Here is a 23,656-nt window from a genome sequence, read left to right as displayed (position 1 = left end):
CACAGAGGGAGAAGACCATGCAGTACCGCGCGCTGGGCCGGACCGGCATCAAGGTCAGCCCCTACTGCCTCGGCGCCATGATGTTCGGCGCCCTCGGCAACCCGGACCACGACGACTGCACCCGCATCGTCCACACCGCCCTGGATGCGGGCATCAACTTCATCGACACCGCCGACGTCTATGGACGCGGTGAGTCCGAGGAGATCCTCGCCAAGGCACTGAAGGGACGCCGCGACCACGTCGTCCTGGCGACGAAGGCGCATCTCGCCATGGGGGACGATCCCAACCAGCAGGGCGGTTCGCGGCGTTGGATCACCCGAGCCGTGGAGGATTCGCTGCGACGCCTGGACACCGACTACATCGACCTCTATCAGATGCACCGCCCCGACCCGGAGACGGACGTCGAGGAGACGCTCTCCACGCTCACCGACCTGATGCGAGCGGGCAAGATCAGGGCCATCGGCTCCTCGACCACACCGGCCGCCGAGATCGTCGAGGCCCAGTGGGTGGCCGACCGGCGCGGCCTGCAGCGCTTCCGTACCGAGCAGCCGCCCTACTCGATCCTTGACCGCGGTATCGAACGCGATGTGCTGCCGGTGTGCGAGCAGTACGGAATGGGCGCCCTGGTCTGGAGCCCGCTGGCCCAGGGCATGCTCACCGGCCGCTACCGCAGGGGCGTGGCCCCGGACAGCCACCGGGCCCGCTTCGGCTTCAGACACCTCAGCGACGAACGCCGCCTCGACGCCGTCGAGCAGCTCGTCCCCCTCGCGGACGAGGCCGGGATACGGATGTCGCATCTGGCGGTGGCCTTCGCCATCGCCCACCCCGGCGTCACCTCCGCGATCATCGGTCCGCGCACCATGGACCACGTCCAGGATCTCCTCGAAGGCATCGGCACCACACTCGGTGACGAGGTCCTCGACCGGATCGACACCATCGTGGCCCCCGGCACCGGTGTCGGCGCCCTCGACATGGCCTACAACCCGCCGGCCCTCACCGAGACCGCCCGGCGACGGCGGCCCGCCACCACCCGTAACGCCGCCTGACCCGCACGGCCCGGAGCGGGCCAGGCAGGCTCCACAGGCAGCCCTGACCTCGCGTGTGCGACGCAGCGTCGCAGCTCGCGTTCTTCCTTCAGTCCCGAATTGAGTCCCGAAGTGGGTACCCCCATGTCCGAAACAGTCATGTCGGCCGGGAAAGCCGAGACCGGCCCCGACCCGAAGCGCTGGAAGGCGCTGATCTTCATAGCCTTGGCGCAGCTGATGGTCGTGCTCGACGCGACCATCGTGAACATCGCGCTTCCCACCGCCCAGCAGGACCTGGGGATCTCGGACGGCAACCGGCAGTGGGTCATCACCGCCTACGCCCTCGCCTTCGGCGGTCTGCTGCTCTTCGGCGGTCGTATCGCCGACCTCTGGGGCCGGAAGCGGGCCTTCCTCGTCGGCCTGACCGGCTTCGCCACCGCCTCCGTGCTGGGCGGCGCCGCCCAGGGCGAGGCCATGATGCTCGGCGCCCGTGCCCTGCAGGGCGCCTTCGGCGCGCTGCTCGCACCCGCCGCGCTCTCGCTGCTCGCGGTCACGTTCACCGAGGCCAGGGAGCGGGCCAAGGCGTTCGGTATCTACGGCGCGATCGCCGGTGGCGGCGGCGCCGTGGGCTTCATCCTCGGCGGCACCCTCACCGAGTACCTGAACTGGCGCTGGACCTTCTTCGTCAACGTACCCTTCGCGATCGTCGCAGCCCTGGGCGCGTACTTCGTGATCCGTGAGCCGGCCGGCGGACGTAACCGCTCGCCGCTCGACATCCCCGGCGTCGTGCTCTCCAGCCTCGGCCTGGTCTCCCTGGTCTACGGGTTCACGCACGCCGAGTCCGCAGGCTGGTCCGACTCGCTGACGATCGGCATGTTCGTCGCCTCCGCGGTGCTGCTCTGCGCTTTCCTCGTCACCGAGTCCAGGGTCAAGGCACCGTTGCTGCCGCTGCGCGTGCCGGCCGACCGCAACCGTGGCGGCGTCTACCTCTCGCTGGGCCTCGCGGTCATCGCGATGTTCGGCACCTTCCTCTTCCTCACCTACTACCTGCAGGTCGTGCAGGGCTACTCGCCGATCAGGACCGGTCTGGCCTTCCTGCCGATGGTCGCCGGCATGATCACGGGCTCCACCCAGATCGGCGCCCGGCTGATGACGAGGATCCCCCCGCGACTGCTCATGGGCCCGGGCTTCCTGACCGCCGCGGCCGGAATGCTGTTCCTGACCCGGATGGACATCGGCAGCTCGTACACCGGTCTGGTGCTGCCCGGACTGCTCCTGCTCGGCCTCGGAATGGGTACGGCGTTCATGCCCGCGATGTCGCTCGCCACTCACGGTGTCGAGCCACGGGATGCGGGCGTCGCGTCCGCGATGGTCAACACCTCCCAGCAGGTGGGCGGCGCCATCGGAACCGCGCTCCTGAACACCATCGCGGCCTCGGCGACGACCGCCTACCTCGCCGCGCACGCGGGGGGTGCCACGACTCCGGCCGCACAGAAGCTGGTTCAGGCACAGGCCATGGTGGACGGGTACTCCAGCGCCACGTGGTGGGCGGTCGCGATCCTCGTGCTCGCCGCGGGCATCGCACTGACCATGATCAGGGCCGGTCACCAGGGCGGCCCCGCGGCTGCCTCCCGTACCACGTCCGAGAGCCAGGACGAGGTGAAGGTCCCCGTCGTCGCGCACTGAACCGCGCACGATCTCCCCGGATCCACGCCGCCGGACGATCTCTCCGGATCCAGACCGCCGGACGATCCCTCCGGACTCCGTCCAGATCCACCCTTCCTGAAGGCTGCGGTCAGTTCGCTGACCGTGGCCTTCCGGCTATGTCTGTGGCGGATGGAGGGCGGAGTAGGTCCCCGCGGCGGCCGCCAGCACCATGACGCACCCCGTGAAGATCAGCCCGGCCTCGCGCAGACCGAGCGCCGTGGCCAACGCGCCGACCCCCACCACCGGAACCGAGATCCCGGTGTACGCCACGACGAAGAAGGCCGAAATGGTGCCGCCCCGATGCCTGGCCGGAGCGGCATCGCTGACCAGAGTCAGTGCCGCACGGAAGGACAGACCCTGGCCCGTGCCCCCGCACAGGGCGCCGAGCACGAGCAGCGGCAGGGATTCCGCGATCAGCGACGATGCCACCAGCAGCAGGCCGACGACGAGAGAGCCGCACCCCAGCGGCAGAGCGAGGCGCGCGCCGATGCGCCCGCTCAGCGACTGTCCGACGGTCGATGCCAGGAAGACGGAGAACACGACGGCTCCGGTCACCGCCAGGTTGTCCACGCCCAGTGTCCGGGTGGCGAAGCTCGGAGCGACCGCGGTGAACAGCCCGAGCAGGGCGAAGCCGGCGAACGCCGCCAGCGCGGCACGTGCGAACACCCCCTTCACCTCGGGCGGCACCGACACACCCTGAGGCTCCGGCCGCGGCCATCGCTGGGGGTGTGCCACGGTCTCCGGCAGACGCCAGGTGATCCCGCACGCCACGGTCACCAGGCCCAGGTGGACCCAGAAGGGCAGCGCCAGCGGCCACGGGGTGTACTCGGCGAGGAATCCGGAGAGCAGCGGTCCGCATCCCAGCCCTCCCATGTTCGCGGCGGTGGCGGCGAACCCGGCCCGCGCCTTCTGACCGGGGCGGGCGAGTTCCAGAACCGCGGCGGTCGCCGCTCCGCTCAGCAGACCCGCCGCGCCGCCGGACAGCAGGCGGCCCGCGAAGAGCAGAGGCAGCCCGCTCTCCAGCAGGAAGCATCCGGCGCTCGCCGCCGAAAGCGCCATGGCGGCCAGGAGCACGGGTCTGCGACCGACCTTGTCGGAGTAGTTGCCCACCAGCATCAACACGGTGATCACCGCCAGGGCGTACACGGCGAACACGACGGTCACCATCAGTTCGGAGAAGCCGATCTGTTGCTGATAGAGCCCGTACAGGGGAGTGGGAAGCGTGGTCCCGGCCATCCCGATGGCGAACACCGCAGCAGCAGCCAGGTAGCCGGGTCGCCGGCCACCGCCCGCTTTCACCGCATCCTCGCGAACGATCACCCGCGTCACCCTACGATCGACCACCCGCCCGGACCGTGTATGGACGAGGCACGGCCGGGGTGAGTCGTGGCCAACGGTGAGGCGTCGTTACGACACGGGTGATCCGGCGGGGATGCCGGGGCGCATGAGCGCGGCAAGCGGCCCGCTCAGCTACCGGTCCGCAAAGCGTGGAGCAGCATCGGCAGCGAGGAGTGCAACTCACGCTCCCAGTAAGCCCAGCCGTGAGTGCCCGGCCCGTAGAAATGGGTGACCACGTGCCGTGCTCCCCTGCGTTCGAGCTCGCTCGCAAGGGCCTGGTTCTGCCGGTTGAAGTCCGTCTCCAGAGCGCTTGTGCTGCCGGGCTGGTCCAACGGACCCGTCGTGCCGTCCCCGCACGACAGGTAGACCGGGATCGTCCTGAGGCGCTTGGCCAGGTGGAACGGGTCGTGCGCCGCCCAGACATCACGCTGCGCGACCGGGTCGCCCCAGACCCTCAACGGGTCGTTCCCCTGACCGGCGAAGAACCCCATGATGCGGTTCACCGACTCGTCGTTGAGCAGCGGATGTACGGAGCCGGAGTACGAGGCGGCCGCCTCGAACATTCCGGGGTGCCGGGCGGCGTACAGCAGGGCGCCCTGGCCACCCATCGAAAGCCCCGCCACCACGCGGTTACTGCTCGCCCCCCAGCCGTGTTCGAGCAGGAGGCGCAACTCCTCGGTGTGGAAGGTCTCCCATGCCGGGTCAGTGGCCTTGCCGTAGTTCCACCAATCGCTGTACCAGCCGTTCCAGCCGGCCTCCGGCATGACCACCAGGACGTCGCGCAGGCCCTCCGTCCGCGCGACGTCGGTCCGGCTGGTCCACGAGGTGTAGTCCCCGCAGCAGCCGTGCAGCAGCCAGAGGGTCGGCCAGCGCCGGCTCCGGTCGCCCGGAGCCCAGCCGTCCGGTGTGAGCAGACGTACGTTCACCGTGCGGCCGCCGAGCGCCGGTGAACGAACCGACAAGTCGACCTGCCGGTCGGCGACCTGGGTGATCCCGACGACCTCGGCACCCCGAGACGAGGCGTGCCCGCCCGCTTCGGCGTCAGGTGACCCGGTCGAGGCGGCGGCCACCTGCGGGTTCGCCACCAGTGCGAAGAGCAGTGCGCCGGCCATGAGCAGGAGGCGGGCTCTTCGGGTCGGAACGGCGGTCATGGCGACTCCTGGCGTTGGACGGCGGGCGATTTGCGGGCGGGGGAGCCCCGGTCCCGGGCCGGATTCAGCTCCGGTCGGGCAGTATCAGCAGTGCATCGCCGACGGGGCGTTCACCGGAGGCGTCGGACGGTTCGTTGATCACCTCTCCGTCGACGACCATGGTGGTCGACCCGCCGCCGTCGAGATTGACCGCGTCGCGCAGGCCGAGCGCCCTGGCCACCGCGGCGCTCTCGGGGATGCTCAGCCCGAGCGCCGCGGTGCTGCGCCCGTCGGCCGTGACCAGCACGGTCCTGCCGGCGGCGTCCACCCCGGCCAGCGTGCGCGGATTACGCTTGTGCATCCAGCCGTAGTAGAAGCTCGGGTTCCCGGACTGCACCATCCCGTCGGCGGCAGGCGTGACGTGCAGGCGTCCGTCGCGGACCAGTTCGGGGCCTCCGTTGAGGATGCTGATCGTCGGTGACGGCGAGACCTTGCGGCCGTCGCCGTCCCGCAACGTCCTCTGTACGCGCAGGGGATGGCCGACCTGTGCCAGGGCGGTCAGTTCGGCGACTCGGCTGCCGGTCGCCTGAACGGAGCTGCCGCCGTGCGGAAGCGGCCCACCGCGTGGTGACCGCAACTCCAGCACCCGGCCACGGCTGTCCAGTACGGCCTCGAGGCCGTCGCCGTGCGGCGTCCGGGCGCCGTATTCAGGCGTGAAGGCGACGAGCTCGTCGTGGTCGGAGCAGGTCATGTCGTGCAACGGCAGCGAGGTCGGAGTGTCGTCCGCGGTGCCGCCACAGTTCCTGATCAAACCTGGAACGCGATCGATGCCGTCCAGGGGCCGCGACGCGCCCCGGCCGGCGACGCGCCCCGCCCAGGTGAGCCGCGCGACCGTGCTGTGCCGGCCGGTGTTGCGTATCACCAGGCCCGGTCGCCCGTTGACCGGCTCGCTCAGCAGTCGGCCGTCGTAGACGCCGACGCCGGCGGGGTCACCCGGTGCGCCGGACTTCGGATCGAGCACGAAGAACCCGGCGTTGATCCCCGCGGTGGCGCCGGCCCGGGCCACCAGCTCACTGGTCTTCTCGCGGTTCTCCAGATCGGGACCGTACGACGCCTCGAGCCCGCCGCGGAACCGGCCCGGGTCGATGGTGAGCACGTCGATCCGCCACGGGCCACGGTCTGCGGAGTCGCCGTCCCAGCCGGTGTACACGGCGGACCCGGCGTACCCCGCCTTCCTCAGCCGGGTGAGCTCGGCCGTCGCGGCGGACTGCGAGTCGAACCGCCCCACCCGGACCCGCCACCCGAGCGACCCGCCGGCGTAGTCGGCGACAGCCGGCGTCATGACCTGCTCGGACCGGGCGTCGAAGCCGTCCCCCTCGACGTCGGCGGTCAGCTCATCGGCGCTCGCACGGTCCTTGAGCGCAGTCGGCGGCGCGTCGGGGTCCGGCGAGGTGGCACCGCCGGGTATGGCTATCTCGACCGTCCACGGCAGAGCCGGGGCGTCGGCCCCGCGCACGATCCGGGTGAGGGTGACGCCGGGCTGCAGTGTCCGCGTGCTGCGCGTCTCGCTCAAGCCGACCGGACCCAGTGGCAGGGCACGCTCCGGCGCCGGACGCGGCCCGGAGGACGCAGGAGCCGGTGAGCTGCCCACCACGGCCGTGAGGGCCAGGACCGTCGCCACGCTGAGGACCTTGCTGTTCATGTACCCCCCTGGGAAAGATCCGCCCAGCAAAGGTGCGTGCGACAACGGTCACCAGTCAAGACGTGCGCACGTCACATGCGTATGCGCAGGTCGCACACTGCTCGGCTGCTTGAGTGATCCAACCAGCGACTGCCCGACTGCGGTGGGGCTGACGGCGTGGCTCGTTCCGCCGCATGGGAAGGCAACCTGCAGCCGGAGCCGCTCGGGCCTGCTGTCCGCCGGTCGCGAAACCGTCTCCGTAACCCGGCGAGGGGAACGGCCCCCGCTTCGGCACTCCGGAGCAGGGACCACGCCTGATTCAGCAGGACACGACTTCGGTCAGGAGCCGACCCGCTCGTAGCGAAGGGAGGTGTAGCCCTGGGCGTCGGAGTAGATCTGGCTGATGGTTGCCGCGCCGGCAGCATCGATCCGCCGTGCCTGCAGCCGGATCGTCGTCGGCTTCTTCACTCTGATCAGCTCGCTGACCGGCGCGGTCTGATTGCTGCCCGACTCGGCATCGCCCGCGTTGGTGTCGATGATCTGGTTGACGAGGCGCTCGCTTTCCGGCACAGCTGTGCCGGACGTGACGTTCCACAGTCGTGCGGTGATGTAGATGTTGACCGGGGGGAGCCCCTGGAGGCGCCCGCGGACGTCCGCGTTGAGTTCGTAGGTGCCGCTCCTGGGGAGGGTGACCTCCAGGGGAGTGTCGGTCCAGGCGCCGGCCGGCAGGTCGACCTGGGCGTGCAGGTGCTCGATTCCGGTGGTCGCTGACGGTGCGGCCGAAGCTGCAGGGGGGTCGCTCTGCGCAACTCCCGCGGTAGCTGCGCCCACGAGCAGCGTGGTCGCCGCGATGGCGGTGAAGGCGGTACGCCTGGTCAGCATGCTTTCTCCTGAACGTAGGTGGGTGAGGTGTTCCCCCACAGAGTTCGGAATGCTCTTATGCCGGATATAGCCGCTGAAGGGGTGATAGGAGTCCTCTCACCTCTTGCGCAACACCCGAAGGGGTCAGCGGGGCGTCCTCACCCGTGGGGCATCGACCGTGCGAGAGCCGGGCCCGGAGTCGCCCCTCCCCGCGAGAGCATGAGACTGTCCGGCCGCGCCGGAAGAGATGAGTGAGTTGAAGGCGGCCTTGGGCCGCATTCTCGGAGTCGTCGCACAAGGCCGCGGGGACACAGCGCGGCGAAGCGTGCGAAGAGCACGGGCTGTTCGATGTGCTGGATTCCGAGCGGAAGGGCCCACTGCCGGAGGTGGGGGCCGACACCTGTCCCGTGCGCGGCGCGCCACCGCTTCGCAGGAAGCTTGTCATTTCAGACGGGCGGCACATGGCGAAGGCGAGGAGAACGCTCTCCTCGCCACTCCTAACTTATAGCGCACTGGGGGGCTTGCGGCAAGGCCCCCGTGGTGGCGCAGAATCGTCGGCCGAGGCCACAACCTGCGGAAATGAGGGCACGACGTGTGTGAGCCGTCGATGTATGGGGGATGCGGTGACGTCGCAGAAGCGGTGCATGCGGCAGCACGGTCGCGATCCCTCGGGACGGTGGTGCGGGTGTGCGCGCTGCCCGAGACGCCAGAGGGAGGACAGCCGGTGACGCGTACGTGGCTGACAAGAGGTTCGACGGAGCTGGAGACGCCGGTCACCGGCACGGCCGGTGCGGTGCGGTGCGACGGAACACGACTGCCTCGGAGGCATCACGATGACTGAGCAGTACGTGCGGGACCTTCAAGAGGTCGACGAGACACAGATCGCGCTCGTCGGTGGCAAGGGCGCCCACCTCGGCGGGCTGTCGCGGATCGAAGGCATCCGCGTCCCACCCGGCTTCTGCGTGACGACGGACGCCTTCCGGAGGGTCATCGCCCAAGCGCCCTCGATCGACGGTCAGCTCGATCAGCTGTCGCGTCTGGAACCGGACGACCGGGAGGCGATCCGCACGCTCAGCGCGCAGATCCGCCGGACCATCGAGGGGATCGCCATCCCGGGCGATCTCGCAGCGGCGATCACCCGCGCGCTGTCCCCACTCGGCGAGCAGGCCGCCTACGCGGTCCGCTCCAGCGCGACGGCGGAGGACCTGCCGACGGCCTCCTTCGCCGGGCAGCAGGACACGTACCTGAACGTCATCGGGCCGACGGCGATCCTTCGGCACATCAGCCGCTGCTGGGCCTCGCTGTTCACCGAGCGGGCCGTGACCTACCGCCGCCGGAACGACATCGACGACCGTGACATCCACATGGCCGTGGTCGTGCAGCGGATGGCCTTCCCGCAGGCGTCCGGCATCCTCTTCACGGCCGACCCCGTCACGGGTAACCGCAAGGTCGCCACCGTCGACGCCGGCTTCGGCCTCGGCGAAGCACTGGTCTCCGGCCTGGTGAACCCGGACGTCTTCAAGGTGCGAGACGGCGAAGTCGTCGCCAGGACGATCGCCGCCAAACAGCGTGCCCTTCACGCCCTTCCTGCCGGAGGCACCCAGGAAGTGGCGATCGCTTCCCCACAGCAGGAGCAACCTGCTCTGACTGACGCACAGGTCGTGCGGCTCGTGCAGCTCGGGCGGCGGATCGAAGAGCACTTCGGCCGCCCGCAGGACATCGAATGGTGCCTGGCAGACGACGGCTTCCAGATAGTTCAGAGCCGCCCGATCACGACGCTGTTCCCCGTCCCCGGGACAAGCGACCACGAGAACCACATCTACGTCTCCGTCGGCCATCAGCAGATGATGACCGACCCCATGAAGCCCCTCGGATACTCCATGTGGCAGCTGACGGCGATGGTGGCGATGCACGAAGCCGGCGGAAGGCTGTTCGTCGACGTCACCCGGCGCCTGGCCTCGCCCGCGGGTCGCGTCGGTCTCCTGGACCTTATGGGGAAGGGCGATCCGCTGGTCAGGGATGCTCTGGAGACCGTCCTCGACCGTGACGACTTCGTCCCCCTGCTCCCGGACCCGGACCCGGGTCCCGGCAGGCCGCCGGCAGGCGGTGCGTCCGTCCCGATCGAGACCGACCCGGCCATCGTCACCGAACTGATCGAGCGCAGCCAGGCGTCCATCACCGCACTGGAGCGCGACATCCGGACGAAGAGCGGCCCCGCCCTGTTCGACTTCCTGCTCGAGGCCTTCAAGGAACACAAGCGTGCCCTCGGAGACCCGGCGAGCATGCAGGTGATCATGGCGGGGATGGAGGCCACGTGGTGGCTCAACGACAAGCTGCTGGAGTGGCTCGGCGAGAAGAACGCGGCTGACACACTCACGCTGTCCGCCCCCGACAACATCACGTCGGAGATGGGACTGGAACTGCTCGCCGTCGCGGACGTGATCCGTCCGTATCCGGAGCTGGTGGCATTCCTTCGAAGTGCCGAGCACGCCGAGGACGCAGCATTCCTGGACGAGTTGGCGAAGCTCACGGGCGGGACCGAAGCGCGCGACGCCATCGAGACCTACCTCGACCGGTACGGCATGCGCTGCGCGGCCGAGATCGACATCACGAGGCCACGTTGGCGCGAGCGCCCCAGCACGCTCGTCCCCGCCATTCTCGACAACGTCAGGAACTTCGAGCCGGGCGCTGCCGAGCATCGCTTCGAGCGAGGCCGGCAGAAGGCGCAGAAGAAGGAACGGGACGTGCTGTCACGCCTGCGGGCCCTGCCGGACGGGGACCGGAAAGCGGACGAGGCGAAGCGGATGATCGACCGCGTCAGAACCTTCATCGGGTACCGGGAGTACCCGAAGTACGGCATCGTCAGCCGCTACTTCGTCTACAAGCAGGCCCTGTTGCAGGAGGCCGAGCGTCTTGTGGAGGCCCAGGTGCTTTCCGAGAAGGAGGACGTCTTCTACCTCACGTTCCAGGAGTTCCACGACGTCGCGCGTTCGCACCAGGTGGACGACCGGCTCATCCGGCAGCGCAAGGACGCGTTCAGGTCGTACCACGCGCTCACCCCGCCCCGGGTGCTCACATCGGACGGTGAGGCCATCACCGGCGCGTACCGGCGCGACGACGTACCGTCCGGCGCCCTGACCGGCCTTCCGGTATCCGCCGGGACCGTCGAGGGAAGGGCGCGTGTCATCCTCGACATGGCAGAGGCCGACCTCGAAGCGGGCGACATCCTGGTCACGCCCTTCACCGACCCCAGCTGGTCGCCGCTGTTCGTCGGAATCGCAGGCCTGGTCACGGAGGTGGGCGGCATGATGACCCACGGTGCGGTGATCGCCCGGGAGTACGGCCTGCCGACTGTCGTGGGCGTGGAGCGGGCCACCCAGCTGATCCGCGACGGGCAGCGGATCCGCGTGCACGGGACCGACGGATACATCGAACTCCTGCCCTGACCGACCCCTCGGCGACGGCGTCGCGCACTCGGCACCGCGAGTGCGCGACGCCGTCGAGGGGACCTGGACGCGGATGCGATCTGTTCCGGAACCGGGCGATCGGCTGCCAGGAACGTTCCTGATCGTGTGGACGGTCGCCGCCTGGCACCACTACCTGGTCACCGGGGACCGCGCATTCCTCGACGACGCCTACGAGGCTGCCGCCAACACCCTGCGGGCTGACCGGGAGCAGCACTTCAACGAGAGCTACGGACTCTTCGAGGGACCCGCGTTCCTCCAGGACGGCATCGCCGGCTACCCCGCCCCTCCCGCCGATCCGGACAATCCTTCCTCGTTCGTCCTCGACCACCCGGGCACGGACAGAATGATGTGTCTGTCCACCAACTGCCTATTCCACGCCGGGTATCTGGCAAGTGCGGAGATGGCGGACGAGACCGGCGACCGGCGCACCGCGCGGGAGTTCCGGGCGGCAGCCGCCCGCCTGCGGACGGCGATCAACACCCACCTCTGGCGACCCGACGCGGGTACCTACGGCTACTTCATCCACGGTGCGGGTGAGCGGGCGGGCCGGCTGGAGCCGTATCAGGAGGCCAACGGCCTCGCGTTCGCCGTGCTGTGCGGGGTGGCCTCACCGATCCGGGCGCGTACGGTCCTCGACCGCACCCACCACGAACCGCACGGAGTGGTCAACGTATGGCCGCACTTCGCCCGCTTCGACGACGCGCATCCCGGCCGCCACAACGCGATCGTGTGGCCGATGACGGTCGGCATGTGGGGGCACGCGGCAGCGGTCGGCGGCCGGACGGACCTGCTGGCGCGCGCGGTCACCGACATCGCCTCCCTGGAGCAGCGCGACGGCCACTTCTGGGAGATTCACAACGCCCTGACCGGCGCGGTGGACGGCGGCTGGCAGAACGCCCGGCAGTGGGGGTCCCAGCCGGATCAGACCTGGTCGGCGACGGGATATCTGCGACTGATCCACCAGGGCGTGTTCGGCATCCGGCACCGGCGGGACGGGATGGCCTTCACCCCGAGCCTGCCGCCCGGCTGGGGGCCGGTGACGCTGCGCGAAGTGCCGTACCGGGACATGACCCTGGACATCACCCTCACCGGCTCGGGCCGCCGGGTCGTCTCCTCCACTGTCGACGGACACCACCGCACCACGGTCCCCGCCCACCTGCGGGGGCGGCACCGGATACGCATCGAACTGCGATGACCACCGGGCCGGGGGCCTGAACTGCCCTCAGGTCAGGAGTGTCTGAGGGCGGGCCGGGCCGTCGCGACGGGATGGCGGGATCCGTGCCCGACCCCGGACCGGCGAGCCGGTCGCTGCCACCCGCTGGGCCGCCGGCCCTGCCGGGTGGCAGCGACCGACTCGCCCAGCGCTGTCGACCGCGGCCGACCCGTCCGTGACCGCGTGGCGCAGCTTCGGCCCCCGAACGGCTGCGGCCTGGCTTGAGGCCTGCTGTCCCCGGCCCGGTTGCGCGCTTGCCCCCGGAGACCTTTCGCCCCCGGCCGGTCGTCGTGCCGCCGGTCGGGGGCGAAAGGTTCGGCCGCGTCAGGAGAGCGTGCAACTCACCGTCGGTACGCCGCCCGAATCCGGAGTGCCCTGGAAGCCGAAGCTCGTGTGCGCACCGGCTGCGAGGCCGCCGTTGTAGGCGGTGTTCGTGACGCTGATGGCGGCACCGGTCTGTGAGTACGTGGCGTTCCACATGTTCGTGACCTTCTGGCTGCCCGCCCAGGTCCAGGTGAGCCGCCACGAAGTGGCCGGTGCCGCACTGGTGTTGGTCACGGTCACGTCCGCGCCGAAGCCGTTGCCCCAGTCACCGCTGACGGTGTAGGTGGCCGTGCACCCGGCGCTGCCGCCTGAGCCGCTGGTGGTTGTCTGTGCGGGCGTGGAGGGTGCCGAGACGTTGCCCGCGGCGTCGCGCGCCCGGACGGTATAGGTGTACGAAGTCCCGGCGCTCAGACCGGTGTCGGTGTACGTGGTGCCGGAGGCACCGCCGACCTTGGTGGAGCCACGATAGACGTCGTAGCCGGTGACCCCGGTGTCGTCGGAAGCGGCTGTCCACGACAGGGAAACCGAACCGCTCGTCACTCCGCTGACCTTGAGGCCGGTCGGGGCTCCGGGGGCCTCGGTGTCACTACCGCCGCCCACGCTGCCTCCGCCGAAACCCGGTGCCTTGATGCTCGCCAGATAGCCGTCCTTGACCGTGTCGACCGACGTCCAGTCGTCCTTGAGGATGCCTCCGGTGTCACCGGAGTTGGGGTTCCAGGACCAGAAGGTCCACGAGAAGCTGTCCCCTCCGGACTCGCCGGTCGGCCGCAGGTACACGGCCAAGGCCTTCAACCACTTCTGGTCGGTGACGGACTGGAGCGTGGTGCCGAACTCGCCCACCCAGACCGGCGCGATGTTCTGCTTGAAGATGTAGCCCCAGTACTTGTCCCAGACGTCGGGCATGTTGGCGGGGAACGACGCGTCGCTGAACCAGGGCTGCTGGGCGACACTGGTCGCGTAGTCGTGGGCCGAGTAGACGACACGGTGCGCCACGCTGAGCTCCACCGGATACTGGCCGACGCCCATGAGGTTCCCGCCCCACCAGCCGGACACCCCGTTGAAGGTCTGAACGCCCTCGACGAAGACCAGCAGATCGGGGTTGACGGACAGTACGGCGTTGCCGCCGCGCTGTGCTGCCAGTCGCCAGTCCTTCGTGGTGTCACCGCAGCCCCAGCAGGCGGGATCGTGCGGCTCGTTGTGCAGGTCGATGCCGATCATCGCGTCGTTGCCGGCGTAGCGGCCGGCCAGCGCCTTGAGGTTGGCCAGCCAGGTCGACTCCGGAACGGACGCGGTGTACCAGAGGGCCGACTGGCCGGCGGAGTCGGGCCGGTGCCGGTCCAGGATGACCTTCATCCCTATGCTGCCCGCATGCTCCACGATCCGGTCCATCACGTGCAGCGAGTCGAGGCCCTGCAGATCGCTGTTCATGCCGGCGGAGTAGTTGATGCTCGCGGGCGTCGTGCCGGTGAAGATGTCGTCGCTGTAGGGCAGCCGGATGGTGTTGTAGCCCAGCGACTGCATCTGGTCGATCATGCTCTTGTAGTCGCGGGACCACAGGCCGTGGGGGACGTAGTTGGACGTCTCGAAGCCGAACCAGTTGATTCCGGCGATGCGGACCGGGTGGTTGGCGGCGTCGAGGAGCTGGCGGCCGCTGGTGTGCCAGTAGCCGGCACCCGGCGCGGCGTCGGCAGCGGTTGCCACCTGAGAACCCGCGAGGGGGAGGAGCAGAGCGGCCGCCGTGATGGTCGCCGTTCTGAACGCTCGCCGGAGAAGGCGGAGAGGGTGGAGCACGGTGCTGGTTCCTCTCTCGGGGGCAAGGTCCTACGACGATCATGGGAGCGCTCCCATTCTGTCGCGCACCGTGCCGCTGAAGGCATGGGGATGATGGTGTCGCGGGCGATCGCCGCTCCCGGCCCCGGGTTGGAGTCCCGTTCTCCGGGGGCGGAAGTTGATGGCTGATGCCCGGCGCAATAAAAGCGATAGAGCAATGGACATGTCAATGGGGTGTGCAGCGTTCATCACTTGAAGGGTCCTCCCCGCCGCCCGCCGCCTGTCGGGACCTGGACGGCGGACCACTCCGGCACCCGGCGCCGTCATGCCGGGACCAATCCCCTTCGGCTGCAGCGGAGTTGGCCTCTCCGGCCCGGCGGAGCCGTGGCTCGTTCGTCGCGCCCCCGCGGTGGGATGACCGCGGGGGCGCGTCACTTCCGGTGGGCGTGGAGGGAGCGCGTCCTGGCCGTGCCCCTGGGGCGCCTGCCCACGGCCTCATCCTCCGTTCTGATCCCTATCGGATGAAACGCCGCCGGATACCCGTGTGGCGGGGGTGACGATTCCTCACGCTGCTGCTGTGTACAGGATGATCAAGAGTCGGGGCCGGCGCCGGAGCGTGGACGCCGTCCGCGTGGGGAAGCAGAGACAGCCACGGAGCACACCGGCCCGCGTGCCGCGTCCGGCGCGACGGACACCGCCACGGGCCCCGTCGTACGAGCGTGCCCGGTACTGGTTCGACAACACGCTGGCGAGAGGGGTGACCGTTCTCATCGGATGGCTTGCCGTCGCCTGTCTGGCTGTCGTGGTCCCGGTGAGCGTGCTTCTGGTGTGGACGGACGACCAGGCCCCGGACTCGGCGTGGGCGAAGGCAGGAGCGGTGTGGCGAAGCGTCGGGCAGACACTGAGGCTGGGAGGGGAGGTCGGCTCACCGCTGCGCGTCGTTCTGTCGGTCCTGCTGGCGTTGATGGCACTCTTCTACGTCTCCACCATCGTAGGTCTCATCACCACGGCGATCACCGAAGAGCTGATCGCCCTGCGCCGTGGTCATTCCACGGTGCTGGAGAGCGGTCACACCGTCGTGCTCGGCTGGTCCGACCAGATCTTCACCGTGGTGGCCGAGCTCGTCGCAGCCAACGCCAATCAGCGTCGGGGCGCCGTCGCGGTACTGGCCGACCGGGACGTGACCGAAATGGAGGAGGAACTGCGCAGCGAAGTGAGGGACACCGGCCGTACGAGGATCGTCTGCCGAAACGGACGGCCCACCGATCCGGCCGCGCTCGCTCGCGTCAGCCCGGCCACGGCTGACGTCGTCCTGGTCCTGCCGCGTGACCGCCCGGACGAGGACGCGGAGGTCGTCAAGAACCTGTTGGCCCTGCGGACCGCAGTCGACGACGACAGCCGGGTGCGGACCGTGGCAGTGGTGCGAGACGTCCGGTATCGCCTCGCCGCCGAACTTGCGGCCGGCCCGGACGCAGTCGTGCTCGAGATCGACGACGTCACCTCCCGGCTCGTGGCCCAGTGCGCCAGACAGCCCGGCCTGTCGCTCGTCTACCAGGAGTTGCTCGACTTCGCCGGGGACGAGTTCTACGTCGTCGACGCACCGGCCCAGACCGGCCGTGCCTTCGCCGAGGTGCTGAGGGCATGCCCCACTTCCAGCGTGGTCGGCGTCGTACGAACGGACGGGTCCCTCCACCTGAACCCGCCGGCCACCTCTGTCCTGAGCCCGGGCGACCGGCTTGTCGTGATCGCCCAGGACGACGACACCACGGTCACCACCGACCAGCCTGCCGCATTCGACGAGTCGGTGATCGTGAACCGGGCACCGGCCGCGGCGCGCCCCGAACGGGTGCTCCTCCTGGGATGGAACCGCCGGGCCCGACACATCCTCCGTCACCTCTCCGGCCATGCGGCGGCCGGGTCCGTCGTCCACGTCGTTGCCCAGGGCGGCGAGAGCCTGGCAAGAGAGGTACGGGAGGCCGCGCAAGCCGCTTCCACGCTGACCGTCACCTTCGCTCCGGGCGACCCGACCCTTCCGGAGACCGTGAACGACTTGGACTTCTCCCATCACGACGGCGTTATCGTGCTCGGCCCCGACCCCGGGCCCGGGCAGGACTCCCCGGACGACCGAACGCTCGTTACGCTGCTGCTCCTGCGTGATCATGAGCGGACGTCGGGTGTGCCGGTCCGTGTGGTCACCGAGATGACCGACGATCGCAACAGAACCCTCGCCCCCGCCGGCGTCGGCGCCGACTTCATCGTGAGCGGCAAGCTGGTCGGCCTGCTGATGGCTCAGATCTCCCAGAACTGGCATCTCGCCGGCCTGTTCGCCGAACTACTGGCTCCGCACGGCAACGCGATCCACCTCAAGCCTGTGGGCGACTACGTCCGGACCGGGCAGCGGGCTTCCTTCGCGACGGTCGTCGAGGCCGCCTCCCGCCGCGGGGAGTGCGCTCTCGGTTACCGCAGTCGAGGCCTTGCGCGGGTGGGGATCGACCACGAGGTGCGCATCAACCCTGCCAAGGCGGAGGTCCGGTACTGGAGCGTGGACGACGAGGTGATCGTGATGGCCGGGCAGTGACGTGGCGGCGGGGCACCGTCAGGAAGCGCCGGCCGGTACCCCTCACCTTCGCCCCCCGGGGCCGAGCGGGCGGAAGGCTCCGCAGCCCGAGCAGGGCTGCCGGACTCACTCCGCCGGCCGGCCCGCCCGCTCCGCTTCTGCACGCAAGGTGCGACCTCGCTCGGCCGGGTCGTAGTCCGGCCCGACGCCTTCGATCAGGAGCAAGTCACCCTCGATATGGTCGGCCCGCAGACGCAGGATCGCCCGGTAGGCGGGGGAGTCGTACCAGGCACGGGCTTCGGCCAGACCCGGGAACTCGATCAGCACCATGCTCCCGGGCCACGTCCCCTCGACGACTTCGGCCGGCGGGCCATGGATGACGAAGCGGCCGTCGAAGGGGTCGAGAGTCGCCTGGATGCGATCCAGGTACTCGATGACATCGGAGTGATGCCGTCGGCTGCGGAGATGAGCGAAACCGTAAGCGGGCACGACGGGGTTCCTTCCCTTCCAGGGGTATGAGCGTCAACCGGAACGTAGTTGAGGGTGCCGGGCGGCGCGATTACCTCAGAGGTCATGGACGGCGCACCCGGAGCGCGAGGCGCGGGACTTCCTCAGGCGGTGGAGCGCGCCGCTGCACCCTGTCCGCGGCATCGAGCCGCGGCGGATCCTTCTCGTCGCGGCGGTGGCGGTCGAGCTCGGCGTCGGCTTCGTCTCCGTACGCAAGGGCGAGGGGACCCCCAGGGGAGAAGGTCCCCTCGCCGATCATCACCTCAGGCAGCGGGGCGCCTGACCACACGAATCCACAGGCTTGCGAGGGACAGCCCTTAAACGGACTCCGGTCCGGCGGTACGTGTGGTGAGGTCCTCGTCCGTGATGTGGCGGACCACCCGGCAAGGTGTTCCGAGTGCGACGGTCATCGGCGGAATGTCATGGCTGACGACGCTGCCGGCGCCGATGACCGATCCGTAGCCGATGTGAACGCCGGGCAGGACCACTGCGTTGCTGCCGATCCAGACCTCGTCCTCGATCACGATCGGCTCGGAGAAGCGACCGAAGTCGGCTCGGCGCGTGGGATGGACCGGGTGTCCCGTCGTGGTCAGCGTCACGCTGGGTGCGATCATGACGTCGTTGCCTATGCGGATGTCCACGTCGTCGACGAAGGTCAGATTCACGTTCCCGAAGAAGTCGTCGCCGATGTGGACGTTGCTGCCGAATCCGGCGTGGAACGGTGGCAGCAGCACCGTGCGTTCACCGACTGAGCCGAGGATCTGGACCAGCAGAGTCCGGCGCTTCTCCGGTGCGCTCGGGGGCGTGCGGTTGTACTCGAAGATCTCCTCCGTGCGGCGCAGAGGGGCCTGGAAGGCCGCTTCTGACTCGGTGTAGACGAGCCCCTTGGCGATCCGGGCGAGCACTTCTTCGTGGTGCGAGTCCGTCACAGCGGAACGCTCCCTCCATCCGATTCCTCGGGCATCGGTTCTTCCGTCCGGTAGGCCACCGGCTGGGTCAAGGCGGCGCCGGCAGCTGTCCGCGCGCACTCGACGCGGAGGCGTGAGCATGCGGAACACGGTCGAGCGCTTCATGAACCAGCTCAAGCGTGGCGCGGCCTGGCCGTGGGAACCGGCAAGTTCGCCATCCCCTGCCAGGCCGCAGTCCACCGAGAACTGGCTCAGGAGCAGCCGTCAGTCCAGCGCCGTGGGCCGGCGTGACAGACTCGTTGCCTGCCGCACGTCAGTGAGCGGACGCAGCCGGTAGGTGTACGTGTAGTCCCGGTCGGCGAACAGTTTGTACGGGTCGTGGGTCTGCGCGCCCCAGCTGTTGTCGCCTCCGACACCCATCTGGCGGTGGTTGACCCGCAGGATCACTTCATCACGGGGCGTGAGCTGGTAGTCGTGGCGAGCGCCGACGGACAGGTCTTCCGGTGTGAAGTGCGAGGCGTTGATTTCCAGCAGCCCGTCGCCACTGACGAGCAGACCGCGACCGTGGCGGTCCGTGAGCGCCGCCCAGCGTACGTCGGTCTTGTTCCCGTTCTCCTGCGGGCGCAGGTACGGGGTCCACTGCTCTGTGACAGTCCCGGACCAACGCCCCACATCGGTACCGTCATGGCGGTCCCAGTGATTCTCCTCGGGGCCGCGACCGTAGTAGTGGAACTGCTCCAGAGCCGCGGGCAGGTGCAGGACCGTCCCGATCTCGGGGATGTACGGGAGGGCCGGCGCGCCCGGAGCCAGGGTGTTGTCGACCTTGATCTCACCGTTGCCGAAGACGGTGAGGATCGTGGTGCAGGACGATGGGGTGCTCGTCGGCAGCGTGCCGGTGACCGTGATCTCGACCGCGCGCCCGTCGAGCCCGCGCACCGTCACGCCGGTCACCTTGCGCCGCGCGCCCGCGTCCCGCCAGGTCTGGTTGCGGGTGTGCTGGCCGTTGCCGTGGTCGTTGTCGGTCGGGGCTCGCCAGAAATTGGGTACCGGGCCGGAAACCAGCAACTTCGTGCCGTCCGCCTCGTACGACGTGAGGAGCCCGGTCGACTTGTCGATGACGACCTCGAAACCGCGGCCGGTGACGGTGATGTCGGTGTCACCGCTCCGGTACGACAGCTTCGGCACCGCGGTGAAGGGGACCGGCTCGATCCCGGGGCTGTTCGCGTCCAGGGGCAGCTGTACTCGCGCCACCTCGAAACCCTCGCCGGCCCACGGTGTGCGTTCCTTCGTCGTGAAGGACAGCTGGAGGAAGTACTCGGTCCCGGGCGCAGAGTTGCCGGGCAGTTCCACGGGCAGCGTGATGGTCTTGTCGGTCATCGGCGGCACGTCGAGTTGTCCCCTCCCGATCCTGCCGCGCCGCACCGTCTCGCCATCGGCTGAGAGCTCCCAGCTGCCGTTGTACGCGCGCAGGTTGGTGAACAGGTTTTCGTTCGTGAGGGTGATCGTGCCGGGCGCTGCGCCGTCCGTGCGAGTCGCGTGGATCGTCTGGTAGATCCGTTTGACCTCGGCCGCCTTGCCGGTGTGCCGGCGATCCGCCAGGACGATGCCGTCGCCGGCGAAAGCGCCGTCGTTGGGGTTGTCGCCCCAGTCGCCTCCGTAGGCGTGGAAGGTCTTCGCGCGGGCCCTCGCCTGCTCGTACCGGGCCGTCCGCGCGTCGAACCAGAAGCGCACGCCGTCGTCGCCGGGACCACGCCCGTCGTCAGCGAGTTCGGCGGCGTTCAGGGCACGTGCGTAGACCCGGGCCCGACGGATCGTTCCGCTGAACTCCCGTGTCGGGTTCTCCACCTCGCCAGCGAGGGAGAGTGACGCAGTGGTACTGCTGGGCCCGTGGGCGGCAGTGCTCTTCGTCGCCTTGACGTCGCCATCCACGTACAGGGTCAACGTTCCCGCGTCCGCGTCGAAGACGCCCGCGACGTGATGTTCCTCGCCCGTCCAGCCGTCGTCCGGGGTCGTCCAGGAGACCGCGATCCACTGTCCGTTCGCGTAGATGTAGAACTCCAGGCCCTTGTCGGCCTGCTTCAGCGCGTACTGGGTGTCTCCCTTCGCCAGGATCGGCTGGTGGAAGCCGCGGACGTGCGGGGTCATCCAGGCCTCGAGGGTGAGCGAGCCGGTCAGGTCGAGCCGGTCGTCCCGGGCGAAGACGGTCGCGCCGCTCACGCCGTGCTCGGGGCCGAACGAGCCCGACGGATTGATGATCTCGCCGCTCAGTCCGGCGGGACCGGTCTCGGTGAGCAGCTTGCGCGTCGGCGCCGGCCAAGTGAGCGCCTGGTCGACGAAGTCCCAGATCCAGCCTCCTTGCAGGACGTCGTAGCGGCGGATGACGTCCCAGTACTCCTTGAAATTCCCGGTCGAGTTACCCATCGAGTGGGCGTACTCGATCATCACGTAGGGCCGGGTGTCGGAGGTGTCCTTCGCCCGGGCCTCCACCCGGCTCGGCGACTCGTACATCCTGGAGCGGATGTCGCTGGTGGCTGGTCCGTCGTCGCCCTCGTACTGGATGACGCGGGTCGGATCGTAGGAGCGGATCCACTCGTGCATGGCGCGGAAGGAAGAACCCGATCCGGCCTCGTTGCCCAGGGACCAGATGACGACGCAGGCGTGGTTCTTGTCGCGGTGGACCATGTTCTGCGCCCGGTCCACGCACGCCGCGGTCCAGTCGGCCCGGCTGGCCGGGTACTGGTCGCGGACGCCGTGCGTCTCCAGGTTGGTCTCGCCGACCAGGTACAGGCCGTACTCGTCGGCGAGCTCAAGCCAGAGCGGGTTGTTGGGGTAGTGCGAGGTGCGGACCGAGTTGATGTTCAGCCGCTTGATGATCGTGATGTCGTCGACCATGTCGGCACGGTTGAGAGCCGAACCGCGTTCCGGGTGCATCTCGTGACGGTTGGTGCCGCGGAAGGTCACCGGCTGCCCGTTGATGCGCATCAGCCCGTCCGTCAGGGCGAACTCGCGCAGGCCGAGGCGGTGCGAGAGCGTCTCCACGACCTTGCCGGAGGGGTCGCGGAGCTGGAGGACGGCGGTGTACAGGTACGGGTCCTCGGCGGACCAGAGGCGGGGTGAAGGGATGGGCCTGACGCCCGTCACGGTCACCTCACCGGCGGCCGGGCTCGCGGGCCGGGCCAGGGGTCGTGCCCACACCGCGTGCCCGTCGGCGTCGTACAGCTGGGTCTCGACCGTGTAGGCCCCTCTGTCGGCGTCGCCCGCATAGTCCCGTACGTGCGCGGTCACGGACAGTTCGGCGGTGGTGAACCCGTCCCCGAGCGGGGTGTCGAGTTTGAAGTCCCGCACGTGGACGCCGGGCGTCGAGTACATGTACACGGACCGGAAGATGCCGCTCAGCCGGATCATGTCCTGGTCCTGCAGCCAGTCGCCGTCGGAGTAGCGGTAGACCTCGACGGCGATCTGGTTGGTGCCGTCCTTCAGGTACGGGGTGATGTCGTACTCGGCAGGGGTGTACGAGTCCTCGTGGTAACCGGCCAAGTGGCCGTTGATCCATACGTAGTGGGCTGACTTGACGCCCTCGAAATGCAGGAACGTGCGCCGGTCCGCCCATCCCTTCGGCACGGTGAAAGTGCGCCGGTACTGGCCGACGGGGTTGTACAAGGTCGGCGCGGCGGGCGGCCGGGCGTCCTCGCCGAGGCCGTTGGGCCCCCACCACGGGTAGGTGATGTTGATGTAGATCGGGTAGTCGTGGCCGTGCAGCTGCCAGGCCGAGGGGACCGGGGTGGTCTCCCAGCCCGAGTCGTCGAGGTCGGTGCGGTAGAAATCCGCCTTCTTGTCGGCGGGCCGGTCCACGTAAGCGAACTTCCACGTGCCGTCGAGGCTCTGACGCCACGGGGACGTGGTGCGGTCGGCGTCGAGAGCCTGCTTGAGGTTCGCGTACGGCATGAGGGTGGTGTGCGGCGGCTCGGTGCCGAGCCGGAAGACGTCGATTCGCCCGTTCCACTCGTTGCCGTCGGCCGGGACGTCGTTGGCGGAGGCGGCGAGGGCGCGGGCACCCGGCAGGGCGCCGGAGAGAGCGAGTCCGCCGAGTACGGCAGCACCCGCTTCGAGGAGACGGCGGCGACTCACGTAGCCGGGGTGTGGGTGCGGGTGCGCGTGGGGGGTCGGGTTCGAGTGTGGCATGGCGGGGGCCTTCCTCGGGTGCCGATGTGTGCAACTGGTGTGACGGATAACACCTGTTGAAACGCACCCACCCTAGAAAGGGAACACAACCACCACAATGGCAACGTCAGATTCTGTTGATTTTTGACGGTCGGATGCCTGGGCCGGACCCGCTCACTGACCCCGCCTCGACCGCTCCGGCCACGGTGGCAGCAACGGCCCGATCTCACTCCGCAACGCGTCGTCCATGATCCGAGGTCGGGCTCCACGTCCTGCGAATGGCCGAATCGGCGCGATCGGCGATGCTGGGGCCCGGCGTCCGACGGGCGGGTTCACGAGCTCATGGGCCACGGCGCGTAGCGCAGACGTGTGCCCGGCGGGTCGCCGCTGAACGGCTCCACGTGCGGTCCGCGTACTGACGTGTACTCGCCCGACGGGCCCCGGACTCCACCCTGCTGCGGCTGGACCAAGCCGGTGCGGGCTCATGGGCGAATCGCCTACTCCGGGTTCGCTGCGGCGCCGGGGGTTCCACCCAGAGGGCGGCGGGCGCCCTTCAGTTCGGCCTCGTACAGGTGGTCGCGGCCCTGGACGAGCTTGTGCAGCAGGTGCTGCTCGATATCGGTGAACGGCCGATAGTAGGTCTGGTTGTACGACTCGATGAGCTGGAATGTCCAGTGGCCCGGGATGACGTTGCGGCCGAGGATCTCCCGCTCGACCAGGGCGGCCTCCTCGTCGTGCCCGGCCTCGCGCAGCAGCCGGACCGCGTCACCGACGCCGAAGTCCGCGCTACCGGTCAGCTGATGGAACTCGTACAACGCTCCGCGGGCGCGTTCGGTCGTCTCCAGGGCCTTCGACAACGCGCCCAGCGCTTCGACCGTCTTGTCGCTCACGCCTTCGGGGCGCTGGTGCGGGGTCTTCGGGGTGCTGCTCCGGTCATCGTTCACGCACACACCTATGCCCCGAATGCTCGCGCGCCTATCAGGCCGGTCCCGCCTCCGTGCCGGACG

The 23,656-nt window shown here is 69.3% G+C and carries 14 protein-coding genes; 5 read left to right on the top strand and 9 right to left on the bottom strand.

What is annotated here, in order from left to right; genetic code table 11:
- The first annotated feature begins 17 nt into the window (after positions 1–17).
- Together OG538_RS00875 and OG538_RS00870 are read left to right on the top strand one after the other, a co-directional pair.
- Positions 18–1,046, top strand: a complete 1,029-nt coding sequence (locus OG538_RS00875; RefSeq protein ID WP_406089108.1) for an aldo/keto reductase — start codon at positions 18–20, stop codon at positions 1,044–1,046.
- Between the two features lie 123 nt (positions 1,047–1,169).
- Positions 1,170–2,711: an MFS transporter gene (locus OG538_RS00870; RefSeq protein ID WP_406089106.1), complete on the top strand. Its 1,542-nt coding sequence runs from the start codon at positions 1,170–1,172 to the stop codon at positions 2,709–2,711.
- A 135-nt stretch (positions 2,712–2,846) separates the two neighbouring features.
- On the opposite strand, the gene OG538_RS00865 is transcribed toward OG538_RS00870, so the two are convergent.
- The 4 genes from OG538_RS00865 to OG538_RS00850 all read right to left on the bottom strand — a co-directional run bounded on the left by OG538_RS00865 (position 2,847) and on the right by OG538_RS00850 (position 7,763).
- Positions 2,847–4,052: an MFS transporter gene (locus OG538_RS00865; RefSeq protein ID WP_406089104.1), complete on the bottom strand. Its 1,206-nt coding sequence runs from the start codon at positions 4,050–4,052 to the stop codon at positions 2,847–2,849.
- Positions 4,053–4,198: 146 nt separating this feature from the next.
- Positions 4,199–5,221, bottom strand: a complete 1,023-nt coding sequence (locus OG538_RS00860) for an alpha/beta hydrolase (protein ID WP_406089102.1) — start codon at positions 5,219–5,221, stop codon at positions 4,199–4,201.
- A gap of 64 nt (positions 5,222–5,285) precedes the next feature.
- Positions 5,286–6,902, bottom strand: a complete 1,617-nt coding sequence (locus OG538_RS00855) for a phosphodiester glycosidase family protein (protein WP_406089100.1) — start codon at positions 6,900–6,902, stop codon at positions 5,286–5,288.
- Between the two features lie 318 nt (positions 6,903–7,220).
- Positions 7,221–7,763 carry a hypothetical protein gene (locus tag OG538_RS00850; protein ID WP_406089098.1) on the bottom strand — a complete coding sequence of 181 codons (543 nt, stop codon included), beginning with the start codon at positions 7,761–7,763 and terminating at the stop codon, positions 7,221–7,223.
- An 812-nt stretch (positions 7,764–8,575) separates the two neighbouring features.
- Between OG538_RS00850 and rph the strand changes: the two genes are divergently transcribed.
- Positions 8,576–11,188, top strand: coding sequence for a rifamycin-inactivating phosphotransferase (rph, locus tag OG538_RS00845; protein WP_406089096.1), 2,613 nt, complete (start codon positions 8,576–8,578; stop codon positions 11,186–11,188).
- Positions 11,189–11,261: 73 nt separating this feature from the next.
- Positions 11,262–12,404 carry an MGH1-like glycoside hydrolase domain-containing protein gene (locus tag OG538_RS00840; protein WP_406089094.1) on the top strand — a complete coding sequence of 381 codons (1,143 nt, stop codon included), beginning with the start codon at positions 11,262–11,264 and terminating at the stop codon, positions 12,402–12,404.
- 342 nt (positions 12,405–12,746) lie between these two features.
- On the opposite strand, the gene OG538_RS00835 is transcribed toward OG538_RS00840, so the two are convergent.
- Positions 12,747–14,537 carry a cellulase family glycosylhydrolase gene (locus OG538_RS00835; protein ID WP_406089092.1) on the bottom strand — a complete coding sequence of 597 codons (1,791 nt, stop codon included), beginning with the start codon at positions 14,535–14,537 and terminating at the stop codon, positions 12,747–12,749.
- Between the two features lie 736 nt (positions 14,538–15,273).
- Here OG538_RS00835 and OG538_RS00830 point away from each other — a divergent pair.
- Complete coding sequence (locus OG538_RS00830) at positions 15,274–17,094, top strand: CASTOR/POLLUX-related putative ion channel (protein WP_406089090.1); 1,821 nt, start codon at positions 15,274–15,276, stop codon at positions 17,092–17,094.
- A 105-nt stretch (positions 17,095–17,199) separates the two neighbouring features.
- Here OG538_RS00830 and OG538_RS00825 read toward each other — a convergent pair whose 3' ends face one another.
- From OG538_RS00825 to OG538_RS00810, 4 genes are all read right to left on the bottom strand, one after another.
- Complete coding sequence (locus OG538_RS00825; protein ID WP_406089088.1) at positions 17,200–17,562, bottom strand: DUF1330 domain-containing protein; 363 nt, start codon at positions 17,560–17,562, stop codon at positions 17,200–17,202.
- A 335-nt stretch (positions 17,563–17,897) separates the two neighbouring features.
- Complete coding sequence (locus tag OG538_RS00820; protein ID WP_406089086.1) at positions 17,898–18,509, bottom strand: sugar O-acetyltransferase; 612 nt, start codon at positions 18,507–18,509, stop codon at positions 17,898–17,900.
- Between the two features lie 243 nt (positions 18,510–18,752).
- Complete coding sequence (locus OG538_RS00815; protein ID WP_406089084.1) at positions 18,753–22,670, bottom strand: glycoside hydrolase family 2 TIM barrel-domain containing protein; 3,918 nt, start codon at positions 22,668–22,670, stop codon at positions 18,753–18,755.
- Between the two features lie 476 nt (positions 22,671–23,146).
- Complete coding sequence (locus OG538_RS00810) at positions 23,147–23,593, bottom strand: hypothetical protein (protein ID WP_406089082.1); 447 nt, start codon at positions 23,591–23,593, stop codon at positions 23,147–23,149.
- Between the last annotated feature and the right edge of the window lie 63 nt (positions 23,594–23,656).

Source organism: Streptomyces sp. NBC_01013 (assembly GCF_045162765.1).
GTDB lineage: Bacteria > Actinomycetota > Actinomycetes > Streptomycetales > Streptomycetaceae > Streptomyces.
The sequence above is the reverse complement of the archived record's forward strand: the minus strand, read 5'-3'. Positions and strand labels throughout refer to the sequence as shown.

Coding starts and splice junctions, on each gene's coding strand:
- OG538_RS00875 (WP_406089108.1), top strand. CDS start 18: ATGCAGTACCGCGCGCTGGGCCGGACCGGCATCAAGGTCAGCCCCTAC.
- OG538_RS00870 (WP_406089106.1), top strand. CDS start 1,170: ATGTCCGAAACAGTCATGTCGGCCGGGAAAGCCGAGACCGGCCCCGAC.
- OG538_RS00860 (WP_406089102.1), bottom strand. CDS start 5,221: ATGACCGCCGTTCCGACCCGAAGAGCCCGCCTCCTGCTCATGGCCGGC.
- OG538_RS00855 (WP_406089100.1), bottom strand. CDS start 6,902: ATGAACAGCAAGGTCCTCAGCGTGGCGACGGTCCTGGCCCTCACGGCC.
- OG538_RS00850 (WP_406089098.1), bottom strand. CDS start 7,763: ATGCTGACCAGGCGTACCGCCTTCACCGCCATCGCGGCGACCACGCTG.
- rph (WP_406089096.1), top strand. CDS start 8,576: ATGACTGAGCAGTACGTGCGGGACCTTCAAGAGGTCGACGAGACACAG.
- OG538_RS00840 (WP_406089094.1), top strand. CDS start 11,262: ATGCGATCTGTTCCGGAACCGGGCGATCGGCTGCCAGGAACGTTCCTG.
- OG538_RS00815 (WP_406089084.1), bottom strand. CDS start 22,670: ATGCCACACTCGAACCCGACCCCCCACGCGCACCCGCACCCACACCCC.